The following is a 22,686-nucleotide window of genomic DNA, read 5'->3' on the forward strand; positions in this document are numbered from 1 at the left end:
CGTGCCGCGTCCGATGCAGACCGAGGCGGGCTGCATCGGACTTGGTGGAGCGGCCGGGTCTTGATCTAGCCTTCCAGCGCAATTGCGTCGGCGCCTGCCGGAATGCGCATCGGGGCCGAGGAGTCATTTGCCGCGTACCAGATGGCCTCAGCAACATCTGAAGACAATGTTCTGGGATCGGTCGAGGTCCGCATGGCCCCGATTATGCCGTTGGCGAAATCGGCATAGGCCTCCGGGAACCCACCGTTTTCCTGCAGTCGCGAAAGGGCGGTGCTGCCAAAGCTGGTGCCGGGTGCGGAGCCGGGCAGCACGATCTTGACCCCAATTCCAAAGGGAGCCAGTTCCAGCGCCAGAGACTCCGTGAAGGCGTTAACGGCGGCCTTGCTGGCAGTATAGGCCGAGAGCAGCGGCAGCGGCTTCATCGTGACGCTGGAGGTCACGTTGATGATCAGTCCAGCTTTTCTTTCCCGAAACTGGGGCAAGACGGCGTCGATCATGCGCATTGTCCCAAACGTATTCGTTTCGAACAGGGACCGGGTAACATCGATCGGCGTGCCTTCAAGGGCATTGAGCCAGCCGATCCCCGCATTGTTGACAAGCACGTCGATTGGCCCCGCCGCTTCGACGGCAGCGCGAACGCTCTCGTCACTGGTGACGTCGAGTGGCAGCACCACCAGTTGGTCCGACTCGGGGAGAAGGTTGCTCTGAGGCGAGCGCATGGTCGCTATAACCTTCCAGCCACGGTCGAGAAAATATCTGGCGGTGTCCAGACCGAAGCCGGACGAGGAGCCGGTAATGAGCACGGTTTTCATGGGAGATCCTTTCACGGTGTTTTCGTGCCACTTATGTGGACCGCGAGTTTGGGACGTACTATAATGGCGGATCCTAAATGCATTAGTGAGCGTCCGATTGATCGATCCCCTTGCCGAAATCGTCAGCATGCTTCAACCGAGCTTGCCCTTCTCCAAGGCAGCGAGTGGATCGGGCAATTGGCGTGTGGACGGGGCGGGCGACGGAGGACCGTTCTTTGCAGTCATACTGGAAGGATCGGCACGGCTGGCGATCAATGGGCAGCCGGACGCCGAACTTGAGGAGAATGACTTTGTGCTCATTCCAGCTGCTTATCGGTTCACCATGTCGAGCAGTGTCGAGAGCCCCGATGACGGCGACGACCCGCTTCGGGTTACCAAGCTCGGGGACGAAACGCGTCATGGCGATCCGGTCGGCGTGCCCAATATGCGGGTTTTGATCGGGCGGCTGGACTTCGGGTCTCCCGATACATCCCTGGTTTTCGCGCTCCTGCCGAGCATGCTGCATGTGCGGGGGCAGGCGCGCTTGACCGCCCTTGTGCAAATGATCCGCGAGGAAGCCCAAGCTGACAGGCCCGCAAAGGAAATCGTGCTCGAAAGGCAATTGCAGCTGCTGTTGATCGAGGCGTTACGATCAGATGCGGCCGGGCTGGAAACGCCGGGTCTGCTGCGGGGCCTTGCCGATCCGCATCTCGGTCCGGCAATTCGGCAGATGCACGAGAACCCGGCCAAGGCGTGGACGATCGAGGAGTTGGCATCGGCAGCCATTCTGTCACGATCGGTATTTTTCGACCGATTCCAAAAGCAGACGGGCATGGCGCCCATGGAATATTTGCTGTCCTGGCGGATGGCCCTGGCCAAGGACATGCTCCGCCGCAAGGACGGAGGAATGAAAGAGATCGCCAGACGCGTTGGCTATGGCTCAGCCAGCGCCTTCAGCGTTGCCTTTTCCCGCTTTGTCGGTGTTGCGCCGAGCAAGTATGCGGCTCCGATGCAAACAGTCTCCGGGGCTCGTGCTCCATAGACGGGCGGTTGGTATTGTCGAGGCCAGCACCGCCGGGCCCTTCAACCATGTGAGCCTGTCGGTGTCATTTCCGGCGTCCGGTTGGCAAGCAGGCCATCGACGCTCAGCCGACCGGCGCCATAGGCCATGAGGGCCAGAGCCATGGCTGCCCAGGGCAGGTGGAAGTTCGCCCACCCTTCGGGGACGGTGAGCTGGATCACAGCGGTCATCAGCAAAATGCCCAAGGCCGCAAAGCGCGTGCCCAGTCCCAGGACCAAAAGGATGGGCAGAACGATTTCACCGGTTGCGGCGAGATAGGCGGCAAGGGTGGGGAACGGGTAGGGGTAGGCGCCTCCGAGAATATGGAGCCGGAATTCCTGTCCGAACAGGAACGCCTGGCTCGGCGCGAGCATGAAGGGCGCGTCCCATTTGGTCAGGCCGGACCGAAAGAAGGGGACGGCAAGCGCGATGCGCAAGACCAGCAGTACCAGGGTTGCGGGAAGGCTGGCGATGAGCGCTTCGCTTCTGGCGATTATCGAACGCAGTGTCATGCCTTATCCCCTTTCGAAGGCTTGAAGGCGCCCAGCGAGATCAGCCCGACAAGGGCGGAGCCGAGGTCGAAATCCGCATCGTTGGCCGATGCCGTTGCAGCGTCGCCAACGGTGGCGCCGGCCATTATGGCGCGGGCGAATTCGGCGTCCTCGTGGGGCAAGACCGTTACGACGACGTCGAGGCCGGGGCGGGCAATCAACACCGTCTCGGGGCCGGCCGACCCGAGCGCGGCGGGCGGTGTCTGCCGGTGCGCGTGCCATATCGAGCCGACGGGAAAGCGTGAGGTGACGAGCGCGCAAGCAGGATGCAGGGCAAGGCGGGATTGAAGGAGGTCGGACGGCTGCAGGTCGGCGAGCGCATCGACCGTCAGGACGGGATCGTCCGCAGCGTGGTACGCGCGGGTCCATGCGCATTCGAGCCGGGCGACATCGGAGAGGTAGGGAAGGAGGCTGCCGGCGGAAATTCGGCAATGAAATCGGGGAAGTTCTCGCCGTATTGGAACAGCATGGGCGATGAAGGTTTGGTCTGGCCGACAAAGACGCGGGCCATGGCGGTGAAAAATTCCTCGCCGACGAGCGCACGCACGACGGGAAACCCTTTGGTCAAGGCGGTCACGAGGCTGACGTGAACATTGTTGCGATAGACGGCGAACCGCAGGGGGTCGTTCTGCCCGCCCTTGCTGGTCAGGCCCTGGGGCAGGGCTCTGGCGGGATCCTGCACCGCCTGGGCGAAGCGGGTCTGCGCGCTCATTGTGCCGCGCTCCGCATACCGGGGAGAGCCTTGTCGAGCGCGGCCTGGGCCATACGGGCTTCGCTCATCAACGTGGGGAAGTCGGGCACGTCATTGTCCCATTCCACAAGTGTGGCGATGGGGCCGGTGCGGCCGAGCGTATGGACATAAAGATCGAAGACGTCGGGCCGGACGGCCGATCCATGGGCGTCGATCAGCAGACGCGCTCCGGCGCTGTCGAGCGTTTCGTCATAGCCGGCGAGATGGATTTCACCGACGAACTCGATGGGAAAGCGATCGATATACTCTTTGGGGTCCCAGCCGTGGTTGACCGATGAGACCATGACGTTGTTGACGTCGAGCAGCAGGCCGCAGCCGGTCCGTTCGGCGATGGCGGCGAGGAAATCGACCTCGTCGATGGTGCTTTCCTCGAACAGAAGATAGGTCGATGGATTTTCGAGCAGCATGGCAACGCCAAGCGTTTGCTGGACGTCATCGACATGAGCGCAAACCTGATCGAGCGTGCGGGCCGTGTAGGGAAGCGGCAGCAGATCGTTGAGATAGGCGCTGTCATGGGTCGACCAGGCGAGGTGTTCGGAAAATGAAGCGGGCCGATAGGTCTCGATGAGATGCTTGAGGCGGGCAAGGTGGGCGCGGTCGAGATCGGTCTCCCCGCCGATCGACAGGCCGACGCCATGTAGGGAAAGTGGATAGGTCTGGGCGATGGCAGCCAGATAACGATGCGGCGCGCCGCCATCTCCCATGTAGTTTTCGGCATGGATTTCGAAAAAGCCGACCGGCGGACGGCCTTCGAGAATTTCCCCGTAATGCTCGGGCTTCAGGCCCACGCCGGCTTGCAGGGGGAGCGTATTGTAGCGGGTCATCATGGCCTCCCAGTCGTTTGGCGAGGGGAGCGCGGACAGTGCCGCGCTCCGATGGGTGCGGCTCAGGCGGGGATGTCGCGTTCGAGCGCTTCGAGGCTGCCCATGCGATCGCCCGGTAATTCCATGCTTTCGCATGTGCCCGAGGGCACCAGTGTCCAGGCGTTGCCCTGATAATCGACGGTGGAGGTGCCGGCGCAGGTGGTGCCGGGGCCGGCCGCGCAATCGTTCTGACCGGCAAGCGAGACGCCGTAGCACTTGACCATATCGTCCTGAGCGATGGCCGGGGCAGTGCCCGCGGTTCCGAGAGCCGTCGCCAGCGATGCGGCGAGAGCGACTGAGGCTATGTTGCGGTTCATTGCAATGTCCTTCCTTTGGAGATCGAAGGCGCCGTTTTTGGCACCCGACGACTCATTCGTTGGGACATCGAAGATGGTTACGGCCATGCGGCATCACGGTTCCGTGAACGCGCCCGGGGAGGTAGCGGCGTGGTCGGGGCGACTACTCCTGCGCGCCGGCGTCATAAATGCCGATGATATCGGCAAGCAGGTCATGAAGGCGATCGCGATGGCCGTTGCCGCCCGACGGGCTGTTGGGGTCGGAGGTCATGACGACGGTCAGGTCGAGATCGGGGACGATGTAGAGCATCTGGCCGCCATAGCCCCAAGCGTAAGAGACGTCATGGCCGGCCAATTCGGTCAAGAACCAGCCATAGCCATATCCGTGTCCGCCAAAGCGTGAGGTGGTGCGCTGTTGCCTGGATTGCTCGATCCAGTCTTCCGAGACGATCCGTTCGCCATCTTCCGTGACGCCGCCATTGCGGATCATTTCGCCGAAAGCCAGGAGTGAGAGTGGGGTCATGGCAAGCTCGTTGCCGCCGAGATAGATGCCCTGGGGGTCCTGATGCCAGCCGGTTATGGCAAAGCCGTCAATGGGGCCGAGCCATTCGCGGGCGAGCTGGCGGGTGGAGGCGCCGCCCACATCGGTGAGGATGGCCGAGAGCAGATGGGTGGAGCCGGTCGAATAGACCATGGGGCCACCCGGTTCGGCGACGAAAGGCTGGGCGAGGGCAGTGCGCACCCAATTGGCGCTGGCGACCCAGCGCCCGTAATTGGCGCCGGACGTGGCTTGAAGGCCGGCCTGCATGGACATGAGGTGGCTCAGGGTGATCTCGTCGACGCGCGGGTCGGGATCGGAAGGCAGATCATCGGCAAGCAGTTCGGCGACCGGTTGGTCGGGACCGTCGAGCAGGCCCTTGTCGATGGCGATGCCGATCATTGTGGTGACGATGACCTTGGAGGCCGATTTGATATTGGTGGGATCGCTGGAGGTGTAACCGTTATAGCCGCGGTCGGCGATGAGTTCGCCGCCGCGGGAAACAGTGACGGTGCGGAGTGGTTCGAGGTCTCCGGCGGCCTCCAGCACGGGGGTCAGCGGGTCGGGGGATGTGGTTTCCTGTGCCCAGGCGGCGAGGGGGAAGGATATGGCAGCGGCCACGGCCAGAACCCGGGCGGGGCGAAGGAAGGTTGAAATCGTCATGGAATGAAGGCCGCGCGCAAGAGTGGATATCCGTTCGGGCGATGTGTCGGGCAAGATGGGCTTTTGTGCGGCGTTGCGGGCAGGATGGCGATCAACAAACCGGGAGGTGGGGGCAGGGGCAACACTCGAAAAGCAGTGCTTCTCTGCCCCTCAGGGCCTGGGAATCCCTCGTCCGTTATTTCTTGGGCTTTTTATGCTCTCCAAGCTGAACGACACCTTTTAGCGAGGGCGCTGCTGCTATGGTTTTCTCTTTGACCTGTTTGGGCTTTTTCGCTTCGCGGTTTTTCCGCACCTGACCTTTGGCCATGTCGCTGTCCTTTGAGCGCGCAAACATGATCGTTTGCGCCCGCGCAGCATCGCACGTTCCGGCCTCGGCCCCTATGGAAATTTGCAGCCTGCATGCAGCATATGCGCCAAGCAAAAAGGGCTCCCGAAGGAGCCCTTTCCGTATGCGATTAACAGTGGCCCTCAGGCCGAGTAGTACATCTCGTACTCGACGGGGTGAGGGGTGTGTTCGAACTTGATCACTTCTTCCATCTTGAGGTCGATGTAGGAGTCGATGAAGTCGTCGTCCATCACGCCGCCGGCCTTGAGGAAGTCGCGGTCGGCCGAAAGGCTGTCCAGCGCTTCGCGCAGGGAGGCGGAAACGGTCGGGATGCCCTGGAGCTCTTCCTTGGGCAGCTCGTAGAGATCCTTGTCCATCGGGTCGCCCGGGTGGATCTTGTTCTTGATGCCGTCAAGGCCAGCCATGAGCAGCGCCGTGAAGGCGAGATAGGGATTGGCGAGCGGATCGGGGAAGCGGACTTCGACGCGCTTGGACTTCGGGCTCTGACCGAAGGGGATGCGGCACGAAGCGGACCGGTTGCGGGCCGAATAGGCCAGCAGCACGGGGGCCTCGAAGCCCGGCACCAGACGCTTGTAGGAGTTGGTGGTCGGGTTGGTGAAGGCGTTGATGGCCTTGGCGTGCTTGATGACGCCGCCGATGTAGTAAAGGCATTCCATCGACAGGCCAGCATATTCGTCGCCGGCGAAGAGCGGCTTGCCGTCTTTCCAGATCGACTGGTGGCAGTGCATGCCCGAGCCGTTGTCGCCGTAAACAGGCTTGGGCATGAAGGTTGCCGTCTTGCCGTAGGATTGGGCGACCTGCTGGACACCATACTTGTAGAGCAGGACGTGATCGGCAGCGGTGATCATCGGAGCGAACTTGATGCCGAGTTCGTGCTGGGCGGAAGCCACTTCGTGGTGGTGCTTTTCAACGACCACGCCCATCGCGGCAAGCGCTTCGAGCATTTCACCGCGGATGTCCTGGGCGCTATCGACCGGCGGAACCGGGAAGTAGCCCTTCTTGAGTCCGACGTGGTGGCCGGTGTTGCCGCCCTCGTAATCGGCGTCCGAGTTGGAGCCGAGTTCGGAGGAATCAACCTGGAAACCGACCTTGTAGGTCGAGGTCGAATATTTCACATCGTCGAACAGGAAGAATTCGGGTTCGGGACCGAAACCGACGAAATCGCCAACGCCGGAGGTCTTGACGAAGGCCTCGGCCTTCTTGGCGATCGAGCGCGGATCACGATTGTAGGGCTGGTAGGTCGCCGGCTCGAGAATGTCGCAGTTCACGCACAGGGTGGGCGCCGAAAAGAACGGATCGACATAGGCCGAATCGTTGTCGGGCATAAGGACCATGTCGGATTCGTTGATGGCCTTCCAGCCAGCGATCGAGGAGCCGTCGAACATGACGCCTTCTTCGAACATGTCGGCATCGACAACCGATGCGTCCATGGTGACATGCTGAAGCTTGCCGCGCAGGTCGGTGAAGCGAAGGTCAACGTATTTGATGCCTTCGTCCTTGATCTTTTGCATAAGATCGTTTGCTGAGCTCATAATAGATCCCCAGAAATTGGTGTTTGAAGTTTATGCCTGCGCTTAAAACGTCCGGGAGGAGTTTGTCGCGCGCCTGACTTGGTTTCACGAAGCCCGATTATAGGGCTTCGTCTCCGCTTTCGCCCGTGCGGATTCGAATGGCCTGTTCGACCGTCGAAACGAAAATCTTGCCGTCGCCAATCCGACCGGTCTGCGCCGCGTTGCGGATCGCCTCGATCGCCTTGTCGGCAAGCTGGTCCGGTACAACGACCTCGACTTTGACCTTGGGCAGGAAATCGACGACGTATTCGGCGCCCCGGTAGAGCTCGGTATGGCCCTTCTGACGACCGAATCCCTTGGCCTCCGTCACTGTGATGCCTTGCAACCCAACTTCCTGAAGGGCCTCTTTGACCTCATCGAGCTTGAAGGGTTTGACGATGGCCTCAATCTTTTTCATGTCCACGTCTCCTCGTGTTCGGGACCGGTTGGCCCATTGAATGCATGGGGTGTGCCAATCGGGATTTTTGCGACTTCAGTGCTGCGAAAACAAAGGGTTGTATGGATAAACGAAACCGTTTTGTTATGTCTTCTGTATGGCTATCGGTCAAAATATGGGCAATATGCCTATATAATGAGCATTTCCGATGCTGATGGCGCGATGCCGTTTGGACGCATCATGGAACAGGATGGCGTGGCACGCAAACGCAGGGGAACGCGGGCCCCGAACCAATGAGGCTTTGACTGCAATGAGAAGTTGGGCTAGGACGCGTGCCAACTCGACGCCGGGCGTACGAGATGCGCGGGTGTGGCGGAACTGGCAGACGCACTGGATTTAGGTTCCAGCGCCGCAAGGCGTGGAGGTTCGACTCCTCTCACCCGCACCAAATTCTGCGCCGGCTTCCAACACGATTTACGAAAATACGGGATCGATACGCAAAATGAACGTAACTGAAACTCTGAACGAAGGGCTGCGCCGCAAGCTCGATGTGACCATTCCGGCGACGGCGCTCGCATCGAAACTCGACGAAAAGCTCGACGAGGTTCGGGGCAAGGTGCAGATCAAGGGCTTCCGCCCCGGCAAGGTGCCGACCGCGCATCTGAAAAAGGTCTATGGCCGCTCGCTGATGAGCGAAGTGCTGCAGGATTCGATCAACGAGACCGTTTCCAAGACACTCGAGGAGCGCTCGGAAAAGGCCGCGACCCAGCCCGAAATCGACCTGAGCGAAGATCAGGCCCTCATCAACCGCGTGCTGGATGGTGAAGGCGATCTGGCATTTTCGGTTTCCTACGAAGTGCTTCCCCCCGTTTCGCTGATGGATTTCAAGACCATCGCGCTCGAACGGCCGGTTGTTGAAGTGACCGACGAGGAAGTCGACGAGGAAGTCGAAAAGTTCTTCAAGCAGAACCGCCAGTATGAAGACAAGGGTGACGATGGTGTTGTCGAAGACGGCGACCGTGTCGGTCTCTCGTTCGTCGGCAAGATCGACGGTGAGCCCTTTGAAGGTGGTTCGGCCGAGCATACCCACCTGACGGTGGGGTCCGGCCAGTTCATTCCCGGTTTTGAAGAGGGTCTGATTGGCGTCAAGAAAGGCGGCAACAAGACCATCAAGGTCACGTTCCCCGAAGATTACCAGAACGCTGAACTGGCCGGGAAAGAGGCCGAGTTCGACGTCAATGTGCTCCATGTGGATGGCCCCAAGGCCGATGTGGAACTCAATGACGAGTTCGCCAAGACGTTGGGTCTCGAAGACCTCGCGGCGCTGAAGACGGCGATCCGCGAGCAGATCGAAAGCCAGAACAAGAGCCTGTCGCAGCAGCGGCTCAAGCGCCTCGTTCTCGACGCGCTCGACGAGGGCCACAAGTTCGACGTGCCGGCCAAGCTGGTCGAATCCGAGTTCGATGCGATCTGGAATCGCGTCAAGCACGAAGTCGAGCACCACGGCAAGACCTTCGAATCGGAAGGCACGACCGAGGAAAAGGCGCAGGAAGACTATCGCAAGATCGCCGAGCGCCGCGTGCGTCTGGGGCTGGTCGTCGCCGAGATCGGCAATGTCAACGAGATCACCGTGTCGGACGAAGAGCACCAGCAGGCGCTGATTGCCGAAGTGCGGCGCTTCCCCGGCCAGGAACAGCAGGTCTACGATTATTACCGCAAGAACCCCAACGCTCTTGCCGGTCTGCGTGCGCCGATCTTTGAAAACAAGGTCGTCGATTTCGTTGTCGAACTGGCCGACGTCAAGGACAAGAAGACCAGCCGCGAAGAACTGGTCAAGCTGGTCCGCGAGGGCGAAGACGGATTCGATATCGACAGCGATCACGATCACTGACGACATCGTTTCCTTGTGGTCGCGCTGCTGAACCGGAAAAGTGGGACCCACTTTTCCTGGCAGCACTCCGGATCGACAGCGATCACGATCACTAAAGCTCTGTGGAGCGATAGGCAACGGCCACGTTATCGACACAGAACTCGCTATTTGAATAGGGCTCCGCAACCTTTGCGGGGCCCTATTTGTTTGTGATTGCAGGCCGTGTCGGGGGATGGTGCTGCCGATTGTGACCGGAGTTGATGGTGCAGGACCTGCTAACCCCAAAACAGATGGCCATGGCCGACAGGCTGGCGATCGAAAGCGGCGTCAATTCGCTCAGTTTGATGGAAAATGCGGGGCAGGCGGTTGCCTATGAGGTGAGCCGCAGGTTTGTGCTGCAGCCGGTTCTGGTTCTTTGCGGGCCAGGCAACAATGGCGGCGACGGGTTTGTCGTGGCGCGTCTGCTGTCCGAGCGTGGCTGGCCGGTGCGGCTGGGGCTGACCTGCACCAAGAGCGATCTCGACGGCGACGCGGCGATGATGGCCCGGATGTGGGGTGGCGCCATCGAAACGGCGGCCCCGGGAATGTGCCCGGACTTCGGAATCATCGTCGATGCCCTGCTGGGGGCGGGTCTGTCGCGCGACGTCGAGGGCGAGATGGCCGATCTTGTCGAAGCAATCAATGAAAGCGCGGCAAAAGTGGTGGCTGTCGACATCCCCAGCGGGGTCGATGGGGAAACAGGAGCGGTGCGCGGCACGGCCGTGCGAGCCGCCCTCACGGTCACCTTCTTCCGTCACAAACCGGGCCATTTGCTGTTGCCGGGCGGCGGGTTATGCGGTGAAGTGCTGCTGGCCGATATCGGAATTCCAGACGCAGTGCTTTTAGAGATCGACATACGCCTTTACGAGAACGATCCGCGGCTCTGGACGCTGCCCGCGCGCGCAGCAGAGGGGCACAAATTCGATGCGGGTCATTGCGTCGTGGTTTCGGGCGGCGCGCTGCACACCGGGGCGGCCCGGCTGTCGGCGCTCGGCGCTGCGCGAAGTGGGGCGGGCCTGGTAACGATCGCCGGAGAGCGGGAAGCGCTGCTCGTGCACGCAGCCCATGTGACGGCAATCATGCTCGCCGAAGTTGATGATGGCGCGGGGCTGGCACGGTTGCTTGAGGATACGCGCAAGAACGCGCTGGTCATTGGACCGGGGACAGGTATCGGGGAGGCAACGCGGCAGATGGTGCTGGCGGCTCTCGAGAGCCAGGCGCGGCTGGTGTTGGACGCCGACGCACTGACGAGTTTTGCCGACCAGCCGAACATCCTGTTTTCGGCCATCGGCAAACGTGAGTCGGAAAGCGTGGTCCTTACGCCCCATGCAGGGGAATTCAACAGGTTGTTCGGTGAGATCGACGGCGCCAAGACGGACATGGCGATCGCGGCGGCCCGGCGCTCTGGCGCAATCGTGCTGCTCAAGGGTTCGGATACGGTGATTGGCCATCCCGAGGGGCGCGCCGTTATCAACACCACCGGTACGCCGATCCTCGCCACCGCGGGCGCGGGCGATGTGCTGTCGGGATTGATCGGAGGGTTGCTTGCCCAGGGCATGGGCAGCTTTGAGGCTGCTTGCGCGGGTGCTTATCTCCATGGGCGGGCAGCGCAGCGTTTTGGCAAGCCGGGGATGGTGGCCGACGATTTGCCGGGCCTGATTCCCGAAGTGTTGGCCGATTTGTCCGTGGCGGGGCCTTAACGGCGAGGTCCGGGGCGTTCCTACCAGCTCACGTCGAGCCGCTCCAATCCGTGGAAATGATAGACATCGGCGTAGCGGGGTGGTGCCGAGAGGTGAAGCCTGGGCAGGCGCTCGAAAAGGGTGCGCAGCGCGATCTGCATTTCGAGGCGGGCCAGGGGCGCGCCGATGCAGAAATGGATGCCGGCGCCGAAGCTGACATTGGCGCCATCTGTGCGTAAAGGGTCGAAGGTGTTGGGGTTTGTGAAGCGGTTCGGGTCGCGGTTGGCGGCGCCGAGCATCAGGCCGATCACATCGCCCTTTCGCAATGGAATGCCGTCGTAGTCGAGGTCTTCGAGAGCGTAGCGGGTGAACATGTGCAATGGCGCATCGAACCGCAGCGCTTCCTCGACTGTGGCGGCGGTCGCTGCGTCATCTGCAAACAGCATGCGCGGATCATAGCCGCTTTCAAGGATGGCTTTGACGGCATTGCCGGTGGTGTGGACGGTCGCTTCGTGCCCGGCGTTGAGCAGCAGAATGGCGGTCGAGAGCATTTCGTCTTCGCTCAGGCGTTCACCACCCTGCTCGGCGGCAATCATGTGGCTGAGCAAATCCTCGCGGGGCAGCTTGCGGCGCTCGGCGATGACTGTGCGCAGATAGGCGGTGAATTCGGCGGCTGCGCGGTTGGCGTCGCGTTCGATATCGTGGCTGACATCAAACATATACATCTTGACCATGCGGTTGGACCAGTCGAGCAACTGGGGCGCCATTTGCGAGGGGAGACCGATCATTTCGGCGATGACGATGGCCGGAATGGGGGCGGCGAAGGCCTTAATCAACTCGACGCTGCCCTGATCCTCAAAGCTATCGATGATGGAATGGACAAGATTGGCGATGCGGGGGCGGAGCAATTCGACCTGCCGGGAGACGAAAGCGCGGTTGACCAGCGTGCGCAGGCGCGAATGGGCGGGCGGTTCGAGATTGAGTAGCGAATATTTTTCGGTGAGGTCGAAATCGGCGGTGTGGGGCTGGGGCTGCGGCAGGCCGATTTCTTCGCGCGTGGCGACGTGGAGAATGTCGCGGCCGAATCGCCGGTCGCGCAGAAGCGCGCTGACCGATGGGAAATCGGCAAAGCACCAATGGCCGTATTCAGTCCAGAAGAATGCCGGACGTGTAGCGTGGCGCGCTGCGTAGAACGGATAGGGGTTCTGGTAGAAGGCGGGATCGGAGGGGCGGGCGCTGGCGCAACGATCGGCGGGGACGTCGGTGATCGGCCGGACCTGGAGTATGGCTGCCATCGGTCGGGAGTCCTTCTTGCTTTTGTGCTAGCCTATTGCAGCAAATTCTTCATGCCTATGGTCAGGTCTTGCCCATGCCCAGAAATTCTTTAGGTATGGGCCGGACCATTCTGGAGACCAGTTATCGTGAGCGACATCACAGTTTCGCAGGCCATCGAGGCCATCTATACTTCGCTTGAAAATGACAATGAGGATCTCGATCTCCATATCGCAACGCTCAAGAGCGCGATGGCGCGCGAAGGCGCCAAGGAAGCGGTGTTCGAAACCTCCAAGCTGGCCCAGCCCAATCGGCAGGGCCGCAAGCTGATGCAGGCGTATTTCCGCAAGAAGGGCGTGGCCACCAGCTTTGTCTGACCGTGTGGACAGGCCGGGAGCGTTAAGCATGCGCCACAATAGGGCCATGCTTGGGCTTGCTATTGAAGTTGAACGCGGCCAAGCCTATGTGACGCTTAACCGTCCTTTAAGCAGCAATCGCTTGCTATCTGGCCGACAAGCCGAATCCTTTTCTCCGGGGGAGTTACCTAAAACATGCGAGATCCCGTCGATCTATACATGAACACGCTCGTGCCGATGGTGGTCGAGCAGTCCAATCGCGGCGAACGCGCCTTCGATATCTATTCGCGCCTTTTGCGCGAGCGCATCATTTTCGTGACCGGCGTCGTCGAGGACAATATGGCCTCGGTGATCGTCGCACAGCTTCTTTTCCTCGAATCGGAAAATCCGAAAAAGGAAATCGCCATGTACATCAACTCGCCTGGCGGGGTGGTGACAGCGGGGCTGTCGATCTACGACACGATGCAGTTTATCCGTCCCAAGGTTCAGACCCTGTGCATGGGCCAGGCGGCGTCGATGGGATCGCTGCTCCTGACCGCCGGCGAAAAGGACATGCGCGGCGCTCTGCCCAATGCCCGTGTGATGGTGCACCAGCCCTCGGGCGGCTATCAGGGCCAGGTGACCGACATCATGATTCACGCCCGCGAGGCCGAGAATCTGAAGCGCCGGCTCAATGAAATCTACGTGAAGCATTCCGGGCTCGAATATCAGCAGGTGGAAGACCTTCTCGAGCGCGACAAGTTCCTTTCGCCGCAAGAGGCCAAGGAACTCGGCCTTATCGACCACGTTCACGATAAGCGGGCCGTGCCGGAAGGTGGAGCGTAAACCTCGATTATATACCGCACGCAACGGGCGCTGGAGAAAGCGCCCGTGCCGATTGCGCCCCGACGGAACGATCTTTATGGTCACAGTGAGAAATTGTTCATGCGTCGTCGGGTAGCGTTCTCAAATCGGCGAAACTGAACCAAGCGTTTGCAACGCTTCTGGAGTTGCTAGATGTCCAAGGAAAATTCGAGCGGAGATTCCTCCAAGAACACGCTGTACTGCTCGTTCTGCGGGAAGTCCCAACACGAAGTTCGCAAGCTGATCGCCGGACCCACCGTATTCATCTGCGATGAATGCGTTGAGTTGTGCATGGACATCATCCGCGAGGAATCGAAAACCTCGATGGTCAAGTCCGCAGATGGTGTGCCGAGCCCGGCCGATATCTGCAAAGTGCTCGACGATTACGTTATCGGCCAGCGGCGCGCCAAGCGCGTGCTCTCGGTGGCCGTTCACAACCACTACAAGCGCCTGCACCACGCGACCAAGAATCAGGATGTGGAGCTTTCCAAGTCCAATATCCTCCTGATCGGTCCGACCGGTTGCGGCAAGACGCTGCTGGCCCAGACGCTGGCGCGCATTCTCGACGTTCCGTTCACAATGGCAGACGCCACGACCCTGACCGAAGCCGGTTATGTGGGCGAGGATGTTGAAAACATCATTCTCAAGCTGTTGCAGGCCGCCGACTACAATGTCGACAAGGCGCAGCGCGGGATTGTCTATATCGACGAAGTCGACAAGATTTCGCGCAAATCGGACAATCCTTCCATTACCCGTGACGTATCGGGTGAGGGCGTACAGCAGGCGCTGCTCAAGATCATGGAAGGCACAGTGGCTTCGGTTCCGCCCCAGGGTGGCCGCAAGCATCCGCAGCAGGAATTCCTGCAGGTGGACACGACCAATATCCTGTTCATCTGCGGCGGTGCCTTTGCCGGACTTGAAAAGGTCATCGCGGCGCGGGGCGAAAACTCCTCGATCGGATTTACCGCCGCGGTCAAGGACCCCAACGACCGTCGGGTCGGTGACGTGCTTGCCGAAGTCGAGCCCGAGGATATGGTCCGTTTCGGGCTGATTCCGGAGTTCATCGGCCGTCTGCCGGTGATTGCGACGCTTGAGGATCTCGATGAGGATGCGCTGGTCCAGATCCTGTCCGAACCCAAGAACGCCCTGGTTCGCCAGTACGCACGTCTGTTCGAGATGGAAGACGTGCAACTGACCTTCCACGAGGACGCTCTAAAGGCGGTTGCCCGTCAGGCCATCGCCCGCAAGACAGGTGCGCGCGGCCTGCGTTCGATCCTCGAGGCCATCCTGCTCGATACCATGTACGACCTGCCTTCGCTCGAAGGGGTCGAGGAAGTGGTCATCAGCCAGGAAGTCGTGGACAACAAGGACGTGCGCCCGCTCTACATCTACGCAGAGCGCGCCAAGGAAGACATGAAGTCGGGCGCCTGACCGACAGGCAGCCTGAATGAAGTACAAAGGGCTCGGATCGGTTGATCCGGGCCCTTTGCTTTGGCCGGTTTGGCTACCGAATCTTTCGCTCAAGAATTGGCTGGGGGTGGCGTTTACGGACAGGCGTGGGGCTTGCTATGGTCGGCGCGTGGTCGGCACGCCAACCAAGACAGGGGACGGAGCTTATGAAATTTTCGGGATATGTATTTCCAATATCGCTTGTCCTCGGGCTTGCCGTCGCCGGAGGTGCCGCTGCCCAGCCGCAGACCAAGCTGGTCCAGGACCTGCCCAAGAGTCTGGTTCAGGCGATCTGGTGCAGCGCGCTGTTTTTCGAGGAATCCTATTATTACGACGACGGCAGCGACGACATGATGCACTACGAGGATCTGGCGTTCGACCTGGGGGCCGATATCGATACGGTCCTTTTGGAGGATCATGGGTTTCGGCAGGAGGAGGTCGACGAAATCTGGTCTGTGTTCGATGCGGGCGCTTACGATCTGACCATGGAAGACGATGAGAGCTTTCTGGCTCAGCTCGAGCTTTGCGAGAGCAATTACGACGCGCTGCTGTAGCCGCCGTGCGTCCTATTGCGCATTTGTGGCCGGTGAGTGAGGTGCCATGCCGCCTGCGCATGCCGGCCATTTTGATATGCGTACGGGAAATTGTGTCGTCACGCTTGTAGAGCGGCGCTATTGCCCTATCTTAGTGGGCGAAGAGTCGTTTCGGTTAGCCAATCCCTAACGGGTGAGGCGCACACTGGAGCGCAACACATTACAAGTTGCCGGGAACCATCCTCCCTGTCCGGCAACGACGAAAGGATAGTCCATGTCCGACACCGAAACATCCGCAGTCGAGTTCGACCGCGAAAAGGTGTACCCCGTCCTGCCGCTGCGCGACATCGTGGTGTTTCCATCGATGATCGTGCCCCTGTTTGTTGGACGCGAGAAATCCGTGCGCGCGCTTGAAGAGGTGATGCGCGAGGACAAGCATATTCTGGTGGTTACCCAGAAAAATGCCCAGGAAGACGATCCCGAGCCCGACGGCATCTACGAGATCGGCACGATCGCGTCGGTGCTGCAACTGCTCAAGCTGCCCGATGGCACCGTAAAGGTTCTGGTCGAGGGGCTGCATCGGGCCAAGATCGAAAACTATGTGCAGACTGAAACCTATTTCGAGGCACAGGCCGAGGCCCTGCCCGTCGAAGGGCACGATGCCGTTGAGGCCGAGGCGCTTGCGCGGTCGGCCGTCACCGAGTTCGAGAACTACGTCAAGCTCAACAAGAAGATCTCGTCGGAGGTCGTCGCAGCGGTCACCCAGATCGAAGAGCATTCCAAGCTCGCCGATACGATTGCCAGCCATCTGGCGGTCAAGATCCAGGACAAGCAGGACATTCTGGCGACCCCATCGGTTACCGAGCGCCTTGAACGCGTTCTGGGGCTTATGGAAGGCGAGATCGGCGTTCTACAGGTCGAGCGGCGTATCCGGAGCCGGGTCAAGCGCCAGATGGAAAAGACCCAGCGCGAGTACTATCTCAACGAGCAGATGAAGGCGATCCAGCGCGAACTGGGTGATGGCGAAGATGGCACCAATGAGCTCCAGGAGCTCGAGGACCGGCTCGCCAAGACCAAGCTTTCCAAGGAAGCGCGGCAGAAGGCCGACGCGGAAATGAAAAAGCTCAAGCAGATGAGCCCGATGTCGGCGGAAGCCACGGTCGTTCGCAATTATCTCGACTGGATGCTGAACCTGCCTTGGGGCAAGAAGTCCAAGGTCAAGCGCGACCTCAAATATGCCGAGGACGTGCTCGAGGGTGATCACTACGGTCTCGACAAGGTCAAGGAACGCATCATCGAGTATCTTGCGGTCCAGAGCCGGACCGGCAAGCTCAAGGGCCCGATCCTGTGCCTTGTTGGACCTCCGGGTGTCGGCAAGACCTCGCTGGCCCGCTCGATTGCCAAGGCGACTGGGCGTGAATATGTGCGCATGAGCCTTGGCGGTGTGCGGGACGAAGCGGAAATTCGCGGTCACCGGCGGACTTATATCGGGTCCATGCCCGGCAAGATCGTGCAGTCGCTCAAGAAAGCCGGGAAAGCCAATCCGCTGTTCCTGCTCGACGAGATCGACAAGATGGGCCAGGATTTCCGGGGCGACCCCTCTTCGGCATTGCTCGAAGTGCTCGATCCGGAACAGAACTCGACGTTCAACGACCATTACCTCGAGGTCGATTTCGACCTCTCGGACGTGATGTTCGTGACGACGGCCAATACGCTCAACATTCCAGGGCCACTGCTCGACCGTATGGAGATCATCCGGTTGTCCGGGTACACGGACGAGGAAAAGTGGGAAATTTCCCGCCGTCACCTGATGCCCGAAACCCTCAAGGAACATGGGCTGAAGGCCGAAGAGTTCGAGCTGACCGATGAGTCTCTCCAGCTTCTGACGCGGCGCTACACCCGCGAAGCGGGCGTGCGTAATCTCAAGCGCGAGATTGCCAATCTGATGCGCAAGTCGGTCAAGGATATTCTGCTCACGGGCAAGAAGAAGATTGTCGTTACTCCCGAGCTGGTCGAGGAATATCTTGGCGCGCCGCGCTTCCGTTACGGTGAAATCGATGCCGAGCCTCAGGTCGGCGTGGTGACCGGTCTGGCCTGGACTTCGGTCGGTGGCGAGCTGTTGACCATCGAAGGCATCATGAGCCCGGGCAAGGGCAAGATGACCGTGACGGGCAATCTCAAGGACGTCATGAAGGAGTCGATCTCGGCAGCCGCGACTTATGTGCGGGCCCGGGCGCTCGAATACGGCATCAAGCCGCCGCTGTTCGATAAGCGCGATATCCACGTGCACGTGCCCGAAGGGGCAACGCCCAAGGATGGACCGTCTGCGGGTATCGGCATGGCCACGGCCATCGTGTCGGTGATGACGGGCATTCCCGTGCGCCACGATGTTGCCATGACCGGCGAGATCACGCTGCGCGGCCGGGTGCTGCCGATCGGTGGGCTCAAGGAGAAGCTTTTGGCGGCTCTGCGGGGCGGTATTACCAAGGTGCTGATCCCCGAGGAGAACGTGCGCGACCTCAAGGACATTCCTGACAACGTCAAGGAGGGCCTGGAGATCGTGCCGGTGAGCCGGATGGGCGAAGTGCTCGAGCATGCGCTGGTCGAGATGCCCCAGGCCATCGAGTGGACCTTCGAGGATGACACCAAGCCGGTACCGGCTGTAGAAGGCGACGACACAGGGGCTGCTCTGCCGCACTAGGCAGAGCGCCAATCGAACCGTTGAAGCGGCGCCTTGAACAAGGCGCCGCTTTTTCGTTGGGGGACCCGCCAAGGCAATGGGCAGGTGATTCGGCTCAAAGGGCCCGCAAACCGGCGCTGGCAGCGCTTTTCGACTATGATGTGTTAACAATCGCGCGAGGCACTTGCCACATTGCTGACAAGGTCCTGCATTTTCCCCCGTTTTGCGGCCGAAAACGCCGAGAATCTGGCAGTTTTCCTTGCTTTTGGCCCGGAATCGTAAAAGGGTGAAGCCGCTTCCGCTCGTCCCGTTAGGATGGGCACATCATTGTGAGGAAACGCTATGAACAAGAACGATCTGAGCGCGGCTGTCGCCGAAAAGGCTGATCTCACCAAGGCCCAGGCGGCAGCAGCGGTTGATGCTGTTTTCGAAGCCATCACCGCCGCTCTGAAGGGTGGAGACGAAGTTCGCCTCGTCGGTTTCGGCACTTTCGCTGCAACCCAGCGCAAGGCCACCAAAGGCCGCAACCCGGCCACCGGCGCGGAAATCGACATTCCGGCTTCGACCCAGCCCAAGTTCAAGGCCGGCAAGGGCCTCAAGGACGCGCTGAACTAAGCCATTTCGGCTTCAGTATGGTTTGGCCCCGGACATCTGTCCGGGGTCTTTCCGTTTCCGGCCCCCATGGCTTTCCCGCTATTGACGGGAAGGGGGTTTGCGCCTAATCAGGCGCGGCATTTGCGCAACCGGGGCAACCAAGACCCGGTTGGTTCCGTTGACAAGCGGGCAAGGGCGATTAGCTCAGTTGGTAGAGCGCCTCGTTTACACCGAGGATGTCGGCAGTTCGAGCCTGTCATCGCCCACCATTTTCCTTTTCAGTGCAAAGTTTGGTTAGGTGTACCAGGGGCCGCGCCTTGCGCCTCCGGGCTCAAGCCGTCAAGTTGAGACGGAGGATCCGAGGGACAGTGTGAGGTTATGGGGTTCTGGCGCCGCGTTATCGCGTTCCTGTTCACTCCTGGCACATCTTCAGCCAGGGCTGAGTTCAGAACAGTTCGGCCAGCCCGGATCGAGCCGGTTGTCGGCTGGCCATCGGGCATTATCAGCGGGCGCTGTTGGGTGATCGATGGCGATACCATCGTTATCAACAAGACCCGCATCCGGCTGGCGGGAATAGATGCGCCCGAGCTTGAGCATCCCTGGGGGCAAAAGTCGAAATGGGCGCTTGTGGAGTTGTGCAAGGGGCAGACAATTACCGCCCGGATCACTCCAGAGCTTTCTTATGATCGCCTGGTGGCGCAGTGTTTTTTGCCCGATGGACGCGATCTGGCGGCCGAGTTGGTCCGGTGCGGCCTAGCGCTCGACTGGCCGAAATTTTCCGGTGGCAAGTATCGTCATCTCGAGCCCCACGACGCGCGAAAGAAACTGTGGCTGGCTGATGCCAGACAAAAGGGGCGGCAGGTTTTTTCGCAATATGGGGCCCGCGATACATTGCCACCCAAGCCTGGCACCTGAGCCCGGAAAGGGTAAGGTGGCGGCAATCAGTCAAAACCAGGTTTGCTGCCGCGCAGGCTCTTGATGGCGCCACGGCGGGTCTTGGCGTCCAGGCGACGGCGCTTGGAGGCCAGGGTGGGCTTTGTGGCGCGGCGTTTGCGCGGGACGTAGGTCGCGGCGCGGATCATCTCGGCAAGGCGGTTGAGGGCGTCCTCGCGATTGAGCGGCTGGGTGCGGTGCCGGTCGGCGGTGAGGATGATAACGCCGTCTTTGGTTGCCCGGGAGCCGGCCTGCCCGATGAGGCGGCTGCGCACACCATCAGGGAGCGACGGGGAGGAGGCGGCGTCGAAGCGCAATTGAACGGCTGTCGCGACCTTGTTGACGTTCTGGCCGCCGGGACCGGAACTGCGCACGAAGTTCAACTCGATCTCCGAGAGTGGAATTGACAGGGTCGAGGTGATTTCGATCCGTTCGGGCATGAAATTTCCTTCCAGAACCCACTCCAGCCCGATTGAATCGGGTGGGGGCTCTAAGTCTTTGTTTTGGCGTGCGATCACGCTGGAAAGGTCTGCGCTCTCCGCTTTGCGCCCGCCGGGTCGCGATTGCGCTCCAGCCGATTTCCACATTGGATTTTATCAGGAGACGGCCACTTGTGACAGGTGCGGGCCGGATGAAAAGCCGATAGAAAAATCAAGGTTTTGCGGGGAATTCAGCTGCGTTGGCGATGGGGTTTTGGGGTGGTTTGGGCGCGGATCAAAAATTCTTCACAAAAGGGGGTGGCAAGTCGCTTGACTTGGTTCGGGGACCCCGTTAAACGAAGCCCACCTTGCCGGGGCCGAAGCGCTTCGGGGTCACAAGGGGGTGTAGCTCAGTTGGTTAGAGCGCCGGCCTGTCACGCCGGAGGTCGCGGGTTCGAGTCCCGTCACTCCCGCCACTTTCTCCAAAAACATTGCGTCAACATTGGCGGTATTTCACCGCCAGAATGCATGGACTTGTGCGTTCGGTGCCACCAAGTTTGCGCGACCTTGGAATTGCCTTTTCGTGGCCGCGCTGTCGCCCCAATTCACGAACATGTTACCGATGGTTCGAGTCGCTAGCGAGCCCCCAAATTTGTCATGCGGCTCGGCTGTGAGCATTCGTTCGGAAATTCCGGGCGGATGCTCCTTTTTTGTAGGCGGAAGAATTTCTCGCGTCCCAGAGCCGTTCAGGATTTGATTGAATCAAATCCTTGGCTCCAAACCCCTGTTTTGTCGCGTGTCCGAACCGCAAAACCGTTTCCACTTTTGCTGGATACGCTCTAATCAGAGAAATCCTGCAGCGTTCCGTCCTCGTAGACCAATGCACTGACGCAGGCGATGCCGATGACGTCGTCGGGGTGAAGATTTTCCAGGCGCTCGAGAATCGTGCCGGCGACGACGGCGTTCAGGATATGGTCCTGCCCGGCGCCGATGCCGTCGGCGCGTTCGAGCGGAAATTCGCCGATTCGCTCTCCCAGGACATCCTCGAAGCGCACGGTTGCGTCGATCAGGCGGATGCCGACGGGCCCGCTGTGGTGGAGGGCGATGTTGATGGTCTTTTCGGCCTCATTGTCCCTGTCGAGCAGCTCCCAGCTTTCGAGACTGAGAATATCGCCGGACTGGCCGTTGAGACATTCGATGGCGTGGGCGCTGGATGCGCTGAAAAGGGCGAAGGATAGAGCAAAAACAATCTGACGCATTATGGACTCCTCAAATCGAGAGGGAAATGCGGCAGAGCGGCCCTCGGTTCATTGGGGCTTGCCCGCGGGCATCACAAAGTTGCCATAAGGTCACAGGAGGGGCCGGGCACTCCTGGCGCCCGGCCGGTCCGATCGTCTGCCGATGTCAGCCACAATAGGCGCGGACGAGATTGCCCGAGTCGTTCACTTCGAGATTGAGGCGGTCAGGACGGAAATCCTGGGTGACGGCCATGCCCGGGGCGATGACGCGGACGGTGCCGGCGCTGTTGACGGCCTGGCCGTCGATGCGAACATCCTGGGCTGTGCTGCCGATGACCGGTTGACCGATCTTGCCCGAAAGGGCCTGGGCACCGCAATCGAGAGGCGGCGGCATTGACGTATCGGGTGGGGTGACGGTGGTCGAACAGCCCGCCAGGATGATGGACGTGGCAAGTGCGAGCCCGCCAAGGCTGGTTTTGACTATCGGCATGGTATCTCCTCGATGCTGTGGAATTTGCCCCCGCAAGGTGCACTCGCAGAACGAAAAAGGCCGGGAAACGATCCCGGCCAATTCAATCAAGGCACTAAAGAATATGGGCTACCGCTCGTCGCGGCTGCCGAATTTGCGAAAGCCTGCTTTCAGCCAGCGGCGGAAGTGCATGAGGCTTTCGCGGGTGTCTCCGCGCAGATCCTGATAGACGCCGGACGCCATCAGCCCGAAATCGCGCAGGTTTTCGACCCACACGGGTTCGGTCGCTGTCAATGCGGCCTCGGCGCGCCGGATGCGCAGGCGGTCAAGAAATGAATTTTCATTGTGGGCCATAGCAAACCCTCGTGATCGTTAGGCAATCGATGCCAATATAAGTATGGCGAATGCAAGGACAATGTCCAATCGGTACACAATGTTCCACATCGGGTGGCCAGTGTTGCCGATCCGCGCCAACCGCACTATGGGTGAAAGGGGCGGGGCCTGCC

General features: G+C 60.4%; 25 protein-coding genes and 3 tRNA genes. 13 read left to right on the forward strand and 15 right to left on the reverse strand.

The features are described from left to right. Positions 1-65 precede the first annotated feature (65 nt). Positions 66-812 carry an SDR family oxidoreductase gene (locus V6617_RS09360; protein ID WP_338606725.1) on the reverse strand — a complete coding sequence of 249 codons (747 nt, stop codon included), beginning with the start codon at positions 810-812 and terminating at the stop codon, positions 66-68. 97 nt (positions 813-909) lie between these two features. Between V6617_RS09360 and V6617_RS09365 the strand changes: the two genes are divergently transcribed. After that, on the forward strand, positions 910-1,833 hold the full coding sequence (locus V6617_RS09365) for an AraC family transcriptional regulator (protein WP_338606726.1): 924 nt from the start codon (positions 910-912) through the stop codon (positions 1,831-1,833). A gap of 41 nt (positions 1,834-1,874) precedes the next feature. Here V6617_RS09365 and V6617_RS09370 read toward each other — a convergent pair whose 3' ends face one another. The 9 genes from V6617_RS09370 to V6617_RS09410 all read right to left on the reverse strand — a co-directional run bounded on the left by V6617_RS09370 (position 1,875) and on the right by V6617_RS09410 (position 7,827). Next, positions 1,875-2,363, reverse strand: a complete 489-nt coding sequence (locus V6617_RS09370) for a DoxX family protein (protein ID WP_338606727.1) — start codon at positions 2,361-2,363, stop codon at positions 1,875-1,877. Beyond that, positions 2,360-2,563, reverse strand: a complete 204-nt coding sequence (locus V6617_RS09375) for a hypothetical protein (RefSeq protein WP_338606728.1) — start codon at positions 2,561-2,563, stop codon at positions 2,360-2,362. The genes V6617_RS09370 and V6617_RS09375 overlap by 4 nt, the downstream gene beginning before the upstream one ends. A 167-nt stretch (positions 2,564-2,730) precedes the next feature. Next, positions 2,731-3,114 (reverse strand): DNA-binding domain-containing protein, encoded by a 384-nt coding sequence (locus tag V6617_RS09380; RefSeq protein WP_338606729.1) that lies wholly within the window; start codon positions 3,112-3,114, stop codon positions 2,731-2,733. Beyond that, positions 3,111-3,977: a DUF692 domain-containing protein gene (locus tag V6617_RS09385; protein WP_338606730.1), complete on the reverse strand. Its 867-nt coding sequence runs from the start codon at positions 3,975-3,977 to the stop codon at positions 3,111-3,113. Before V6617_RS09385 ends, V6617_RS09380 begins: the two co-directional genes overlap by 4 nt. A gap of 62 nt (positions 3,978-4,039) precedes the next feature. Further along, on the reverse strand, positions 4,040-4,333 hold the full coding sequence (locus V6617_RS09390; protein WP_338606731.1) for a DUF2282 domain-containing protein: 294 nt from the start codon (positions 4,331-4,333) through the stop codon (positions 4,040-4,042). 142 nt (positions 4,334-4,475) lie between these two features. Further along, on the reverse strand, positions 4,476-5,513 hold the full coding sequence (locus tag V6617_RS09395; RefSeq protein WP_338606732.1) for a serine hydrolase: 1,038 nt from the start codon (positions 5,511-5,513) through the stop codon (positions 4,476-4,478). Between the two features lie 175 nt (positions 5,514-5,688). Further along, positions 5,689-5,820, reverse strand: coding sequence for a hypothetical protein (locus tag V6617_RS09400; protein ID WP_264224140.1), 132 nt, complete (start codon positions 5,818-5,820; stop codon positions 5,689-5,691). 161 nt (positions 5,821-5,981) lie between these two features. Next, positions 5,982-7,391 carry a type I glutamate--ammonia ligase gene (gene glnA, locus V6617_RS09405; protein WP_338606733.1) on the reverse strand — a complete coding sequence of 470 codons (1,410 nt, stop codon included), beginning with the start codon at positions 7,389-7,391 and terminating at the stop codon, positions 5,982-5,984. Positions 7,392-7,488: 97 nt separating this feature from the next. Continuing rightward, positions 7,489-7,827, reverse strand: coding sequence for a P-II family nitrogen regulator (locus tag V6617_RS09410; RefSeq protein WP_014130680.1), 339 nt, complete (start codon positions 7,825-7,827; stop codon positions 7,489-7,491). A gap of 342 nt (positions 7,828-8,169) precedes the next feature. On the opposite strand from V6617_RS09410, the gene V6617_RS09415 reads away from it, so the two are divergent. The 3 genes from V6617_RS09415 (at position 8,170) to V6617_RS09425 (ending at position 11,415) form a co-directional block, all read left to right on the forward strand. Then, positions 8,170-8,254 (forward strand) — tRNA-Leu (locus V6617_RS09415). Between the two features lie 54 nt (positions 8,255-8,308). Beyond that, the gene (gene tig / locus V6617_RS09420; RefSeq protein ID WP_338606734.1) at positions 8,309-9,697 is read left to right on the forward strand and encodes a trigger factor; all 1,389 of its coding nucleotides are present in this window, start codon (positions 8,309-8,311) and stop codon (positions 9,695-9,697) included. 239 nt (positions 9,698-9,936) lie between these two features. Continuing rightward, positions 9,937-11,415 carry an NAD(P)H-hydrate dehydratase gene (locus V6617_RS09425; protein WP_338606735.1) on the forward strand — a complete coding sequence of 493 codons (1,479 nt, stop codon included), beginning with the start codon at positions 9,937-9,939 and terminating at the stop codon, positions 11,413-11,415. A 20-nt stretch (positions 11,416-11,435) separates the two neighbouring features. On the opposite strand, the gene V6617_RS09430 is transcribed toward V6617_RS09425, so the two are convergent. Continuing rightward, entirely contained in the window at positions 11,436-12,689 is a 1,254-nt protein-coding gene (locus V6617_RS09430; protein WP_338606736.1) for a cytochrome P450, read from the reverse strand. 126 nt (positions 12,690-12,815) lie between these two features. Here V6617_RS09430 and V6617_RS09435 point away from each other — a divergent pair, with 126 nt between their 5' ends. From V6617_RS09435 to V6617_RS09470, 8 genes are all read left to right on the forward strand, one after another. Next, positions 12,816-13,043, forward strand: a complete 228-nt coding sequence (locus V6617_RS09435; RefSeq protein WP_338606737.1) for a hypothetical protein — start codon at positions 12,816-12,818, stop codon at positions 13,041-13,043. Between the two features lie 174 nt (positions 13,044-13,217). Beyond that, on the forward strand, positions 13,218-13,847 hold the full coding sequence (locus tag V6617_RS09440) for an ATP-dependent Clp protease proteolytic subunit (protein WP_338606738.1): 630 nt from the start codon (positions 13,218-13,220) through the stop codon (positions 13,845-13,847). A 171-nt stretch (positions 13,848-14,018) separates the two neighbouring features. Beyond that, positions 14,019-15,296, forward strand: coding sequence for an ATP-dependent Clp protease ATP-binding subunit ClpX (clpX, locus tag V6617_RS09445; protein ID WP_338606739.1), 1,278 nt, complete (start codon positions 14,019-14,021; stop codon positions 15,294-15,296). Between the two features lie 185 nt (positions 15,297-15,481). Further along, entirely contained in the window at positions 15,482-15,868 is a 387-nt protein-coding gene (locus tag V6617_RS09450; protein ID WP_338606740.1) for a hypothetical protein, read from the forward strand. Positions 15,869-16,121: 253 nt separating this feature from the next. Next, positions 16,122-18,548, forward strand: coding sequence for an endopeptidase La (lon, locus tag V6617_RS09455; RefSeq protein ID WP_338606741.1), 2,427 nt, complete (start codon positions 16,122-16,124; stop codon positions 18,546-18,548). 321 nt (positions 18,549-18,869) lie between these two features. Continuing rightward, positions 18,870-19,142 carry an HU family DNA-binding protein gene (locus V6617_RS09460; protein WP_014130670.1) on the forward strand — a complete coding sequence of 91 codons (273 nt, stop codon included), beginning with the start codon at positions 18,870-18,872 and terminating at the stop codon, positions 19,140-19,142. A 172-nt stretch (positions 19,143-19,314) separates the two neighbouring features. Continuing rightward, positions 19,315-19,390, forward strand: a tRNA-Val gene (locus V6617_RS09465). A 109-nt stretch (positions 19,391-19,499) separates the two neighbouring features. Continuing rightward, positions 19,500-20,036 (forward strand): thermonuclease family protein, encoded by a 537-nt coding sequence (locus V6617_RS09470; RefSeq protein ID WP_338606742.1) that lies wholly within the window; start codon positions 19,500-19,502, stop codon positions 20,034-20,036. Positions 20,037-20,062: 26 nt separating this feature from the next. On the opposite strand, the gene arfB is transcribed toward V6617_RS09470, so the two are convergent. Further along, complete coding sequence (gene arfB, locus V6617_RS09475) at positions 20,063-20,494, reverse strand: alternative ribosome rescue aminoacyl-tRNA hydrolase ArfB (RefSeq protein ID WP_338606743.1); 432 nt, start codon at positions 20,492-20,494, stop codon at positions 20,063-20,065. A gap of 378 nt (positions 20,495-20,872) precedes the next feature. Between arfB and V6617_RS09480 the strand changes: the two genes are divergently transcribed. Then, positions 20,873-20,949, forward strand: a tRNA-Asp gene (locus V6617_RS09480). A gap of 363 nt (positions 20,950-21,312) precedes the next feature. Here V6617_RS09480 and V6617_RS09485 read toward each other — a convergent pair. The 3 genes from V6617_RS09485 to V6617_RS09495 form a co-directional block, all read right to left on the reverse strand. Continuing rightward, positions 21,313-21,732 carry a hypothetical protein gene (locus tag V6617_RS09485; RefSeq protein WP_338606744.1) on the reverse strand — a complete coding sequence of 140 codons (420 nt, stop codon included), beginning with the start codon at positions 21,730-21,732 and terminating at the stop codon, positions 21,313-21,315. 145 nt (positions 21,733-21,877) lie between these two features. Then, positions 21,878-22,201, reverse strand: coding sequence for an I78 family peptidase inhibitor (locus tag V6617_RS09490; protein WP_338606745.1), 324 nt, complete (start codon positions 22,199-22,201; stop codon positions 21,878-21,880). A gap of 108 nt (positions 22,202-22,309) precedes the next feature. After that, positions 22,310-22,534 (reverse strand): hypothetical protein, encoded by a 225-nt coding sequence (locus tag V6617_RS09495; RefSeq protein ID WP_338606746.1) that lies wholly within the window; start codon positions 22,532-22,534, stop codon positions 22,310-22,312. Positions 22,535-22,686: the final 152 nt, after the last annotated feature.

The organism is Pelagibacterium nitratireducens (assembly GCF_037044555.1).
GTDB lineage: Bacteria > Pseudomonadota > Alphaproteobacteria > Rhizobiales > Devosiaceae > Pelagibacterium > Pelagibacterium nitratireducens.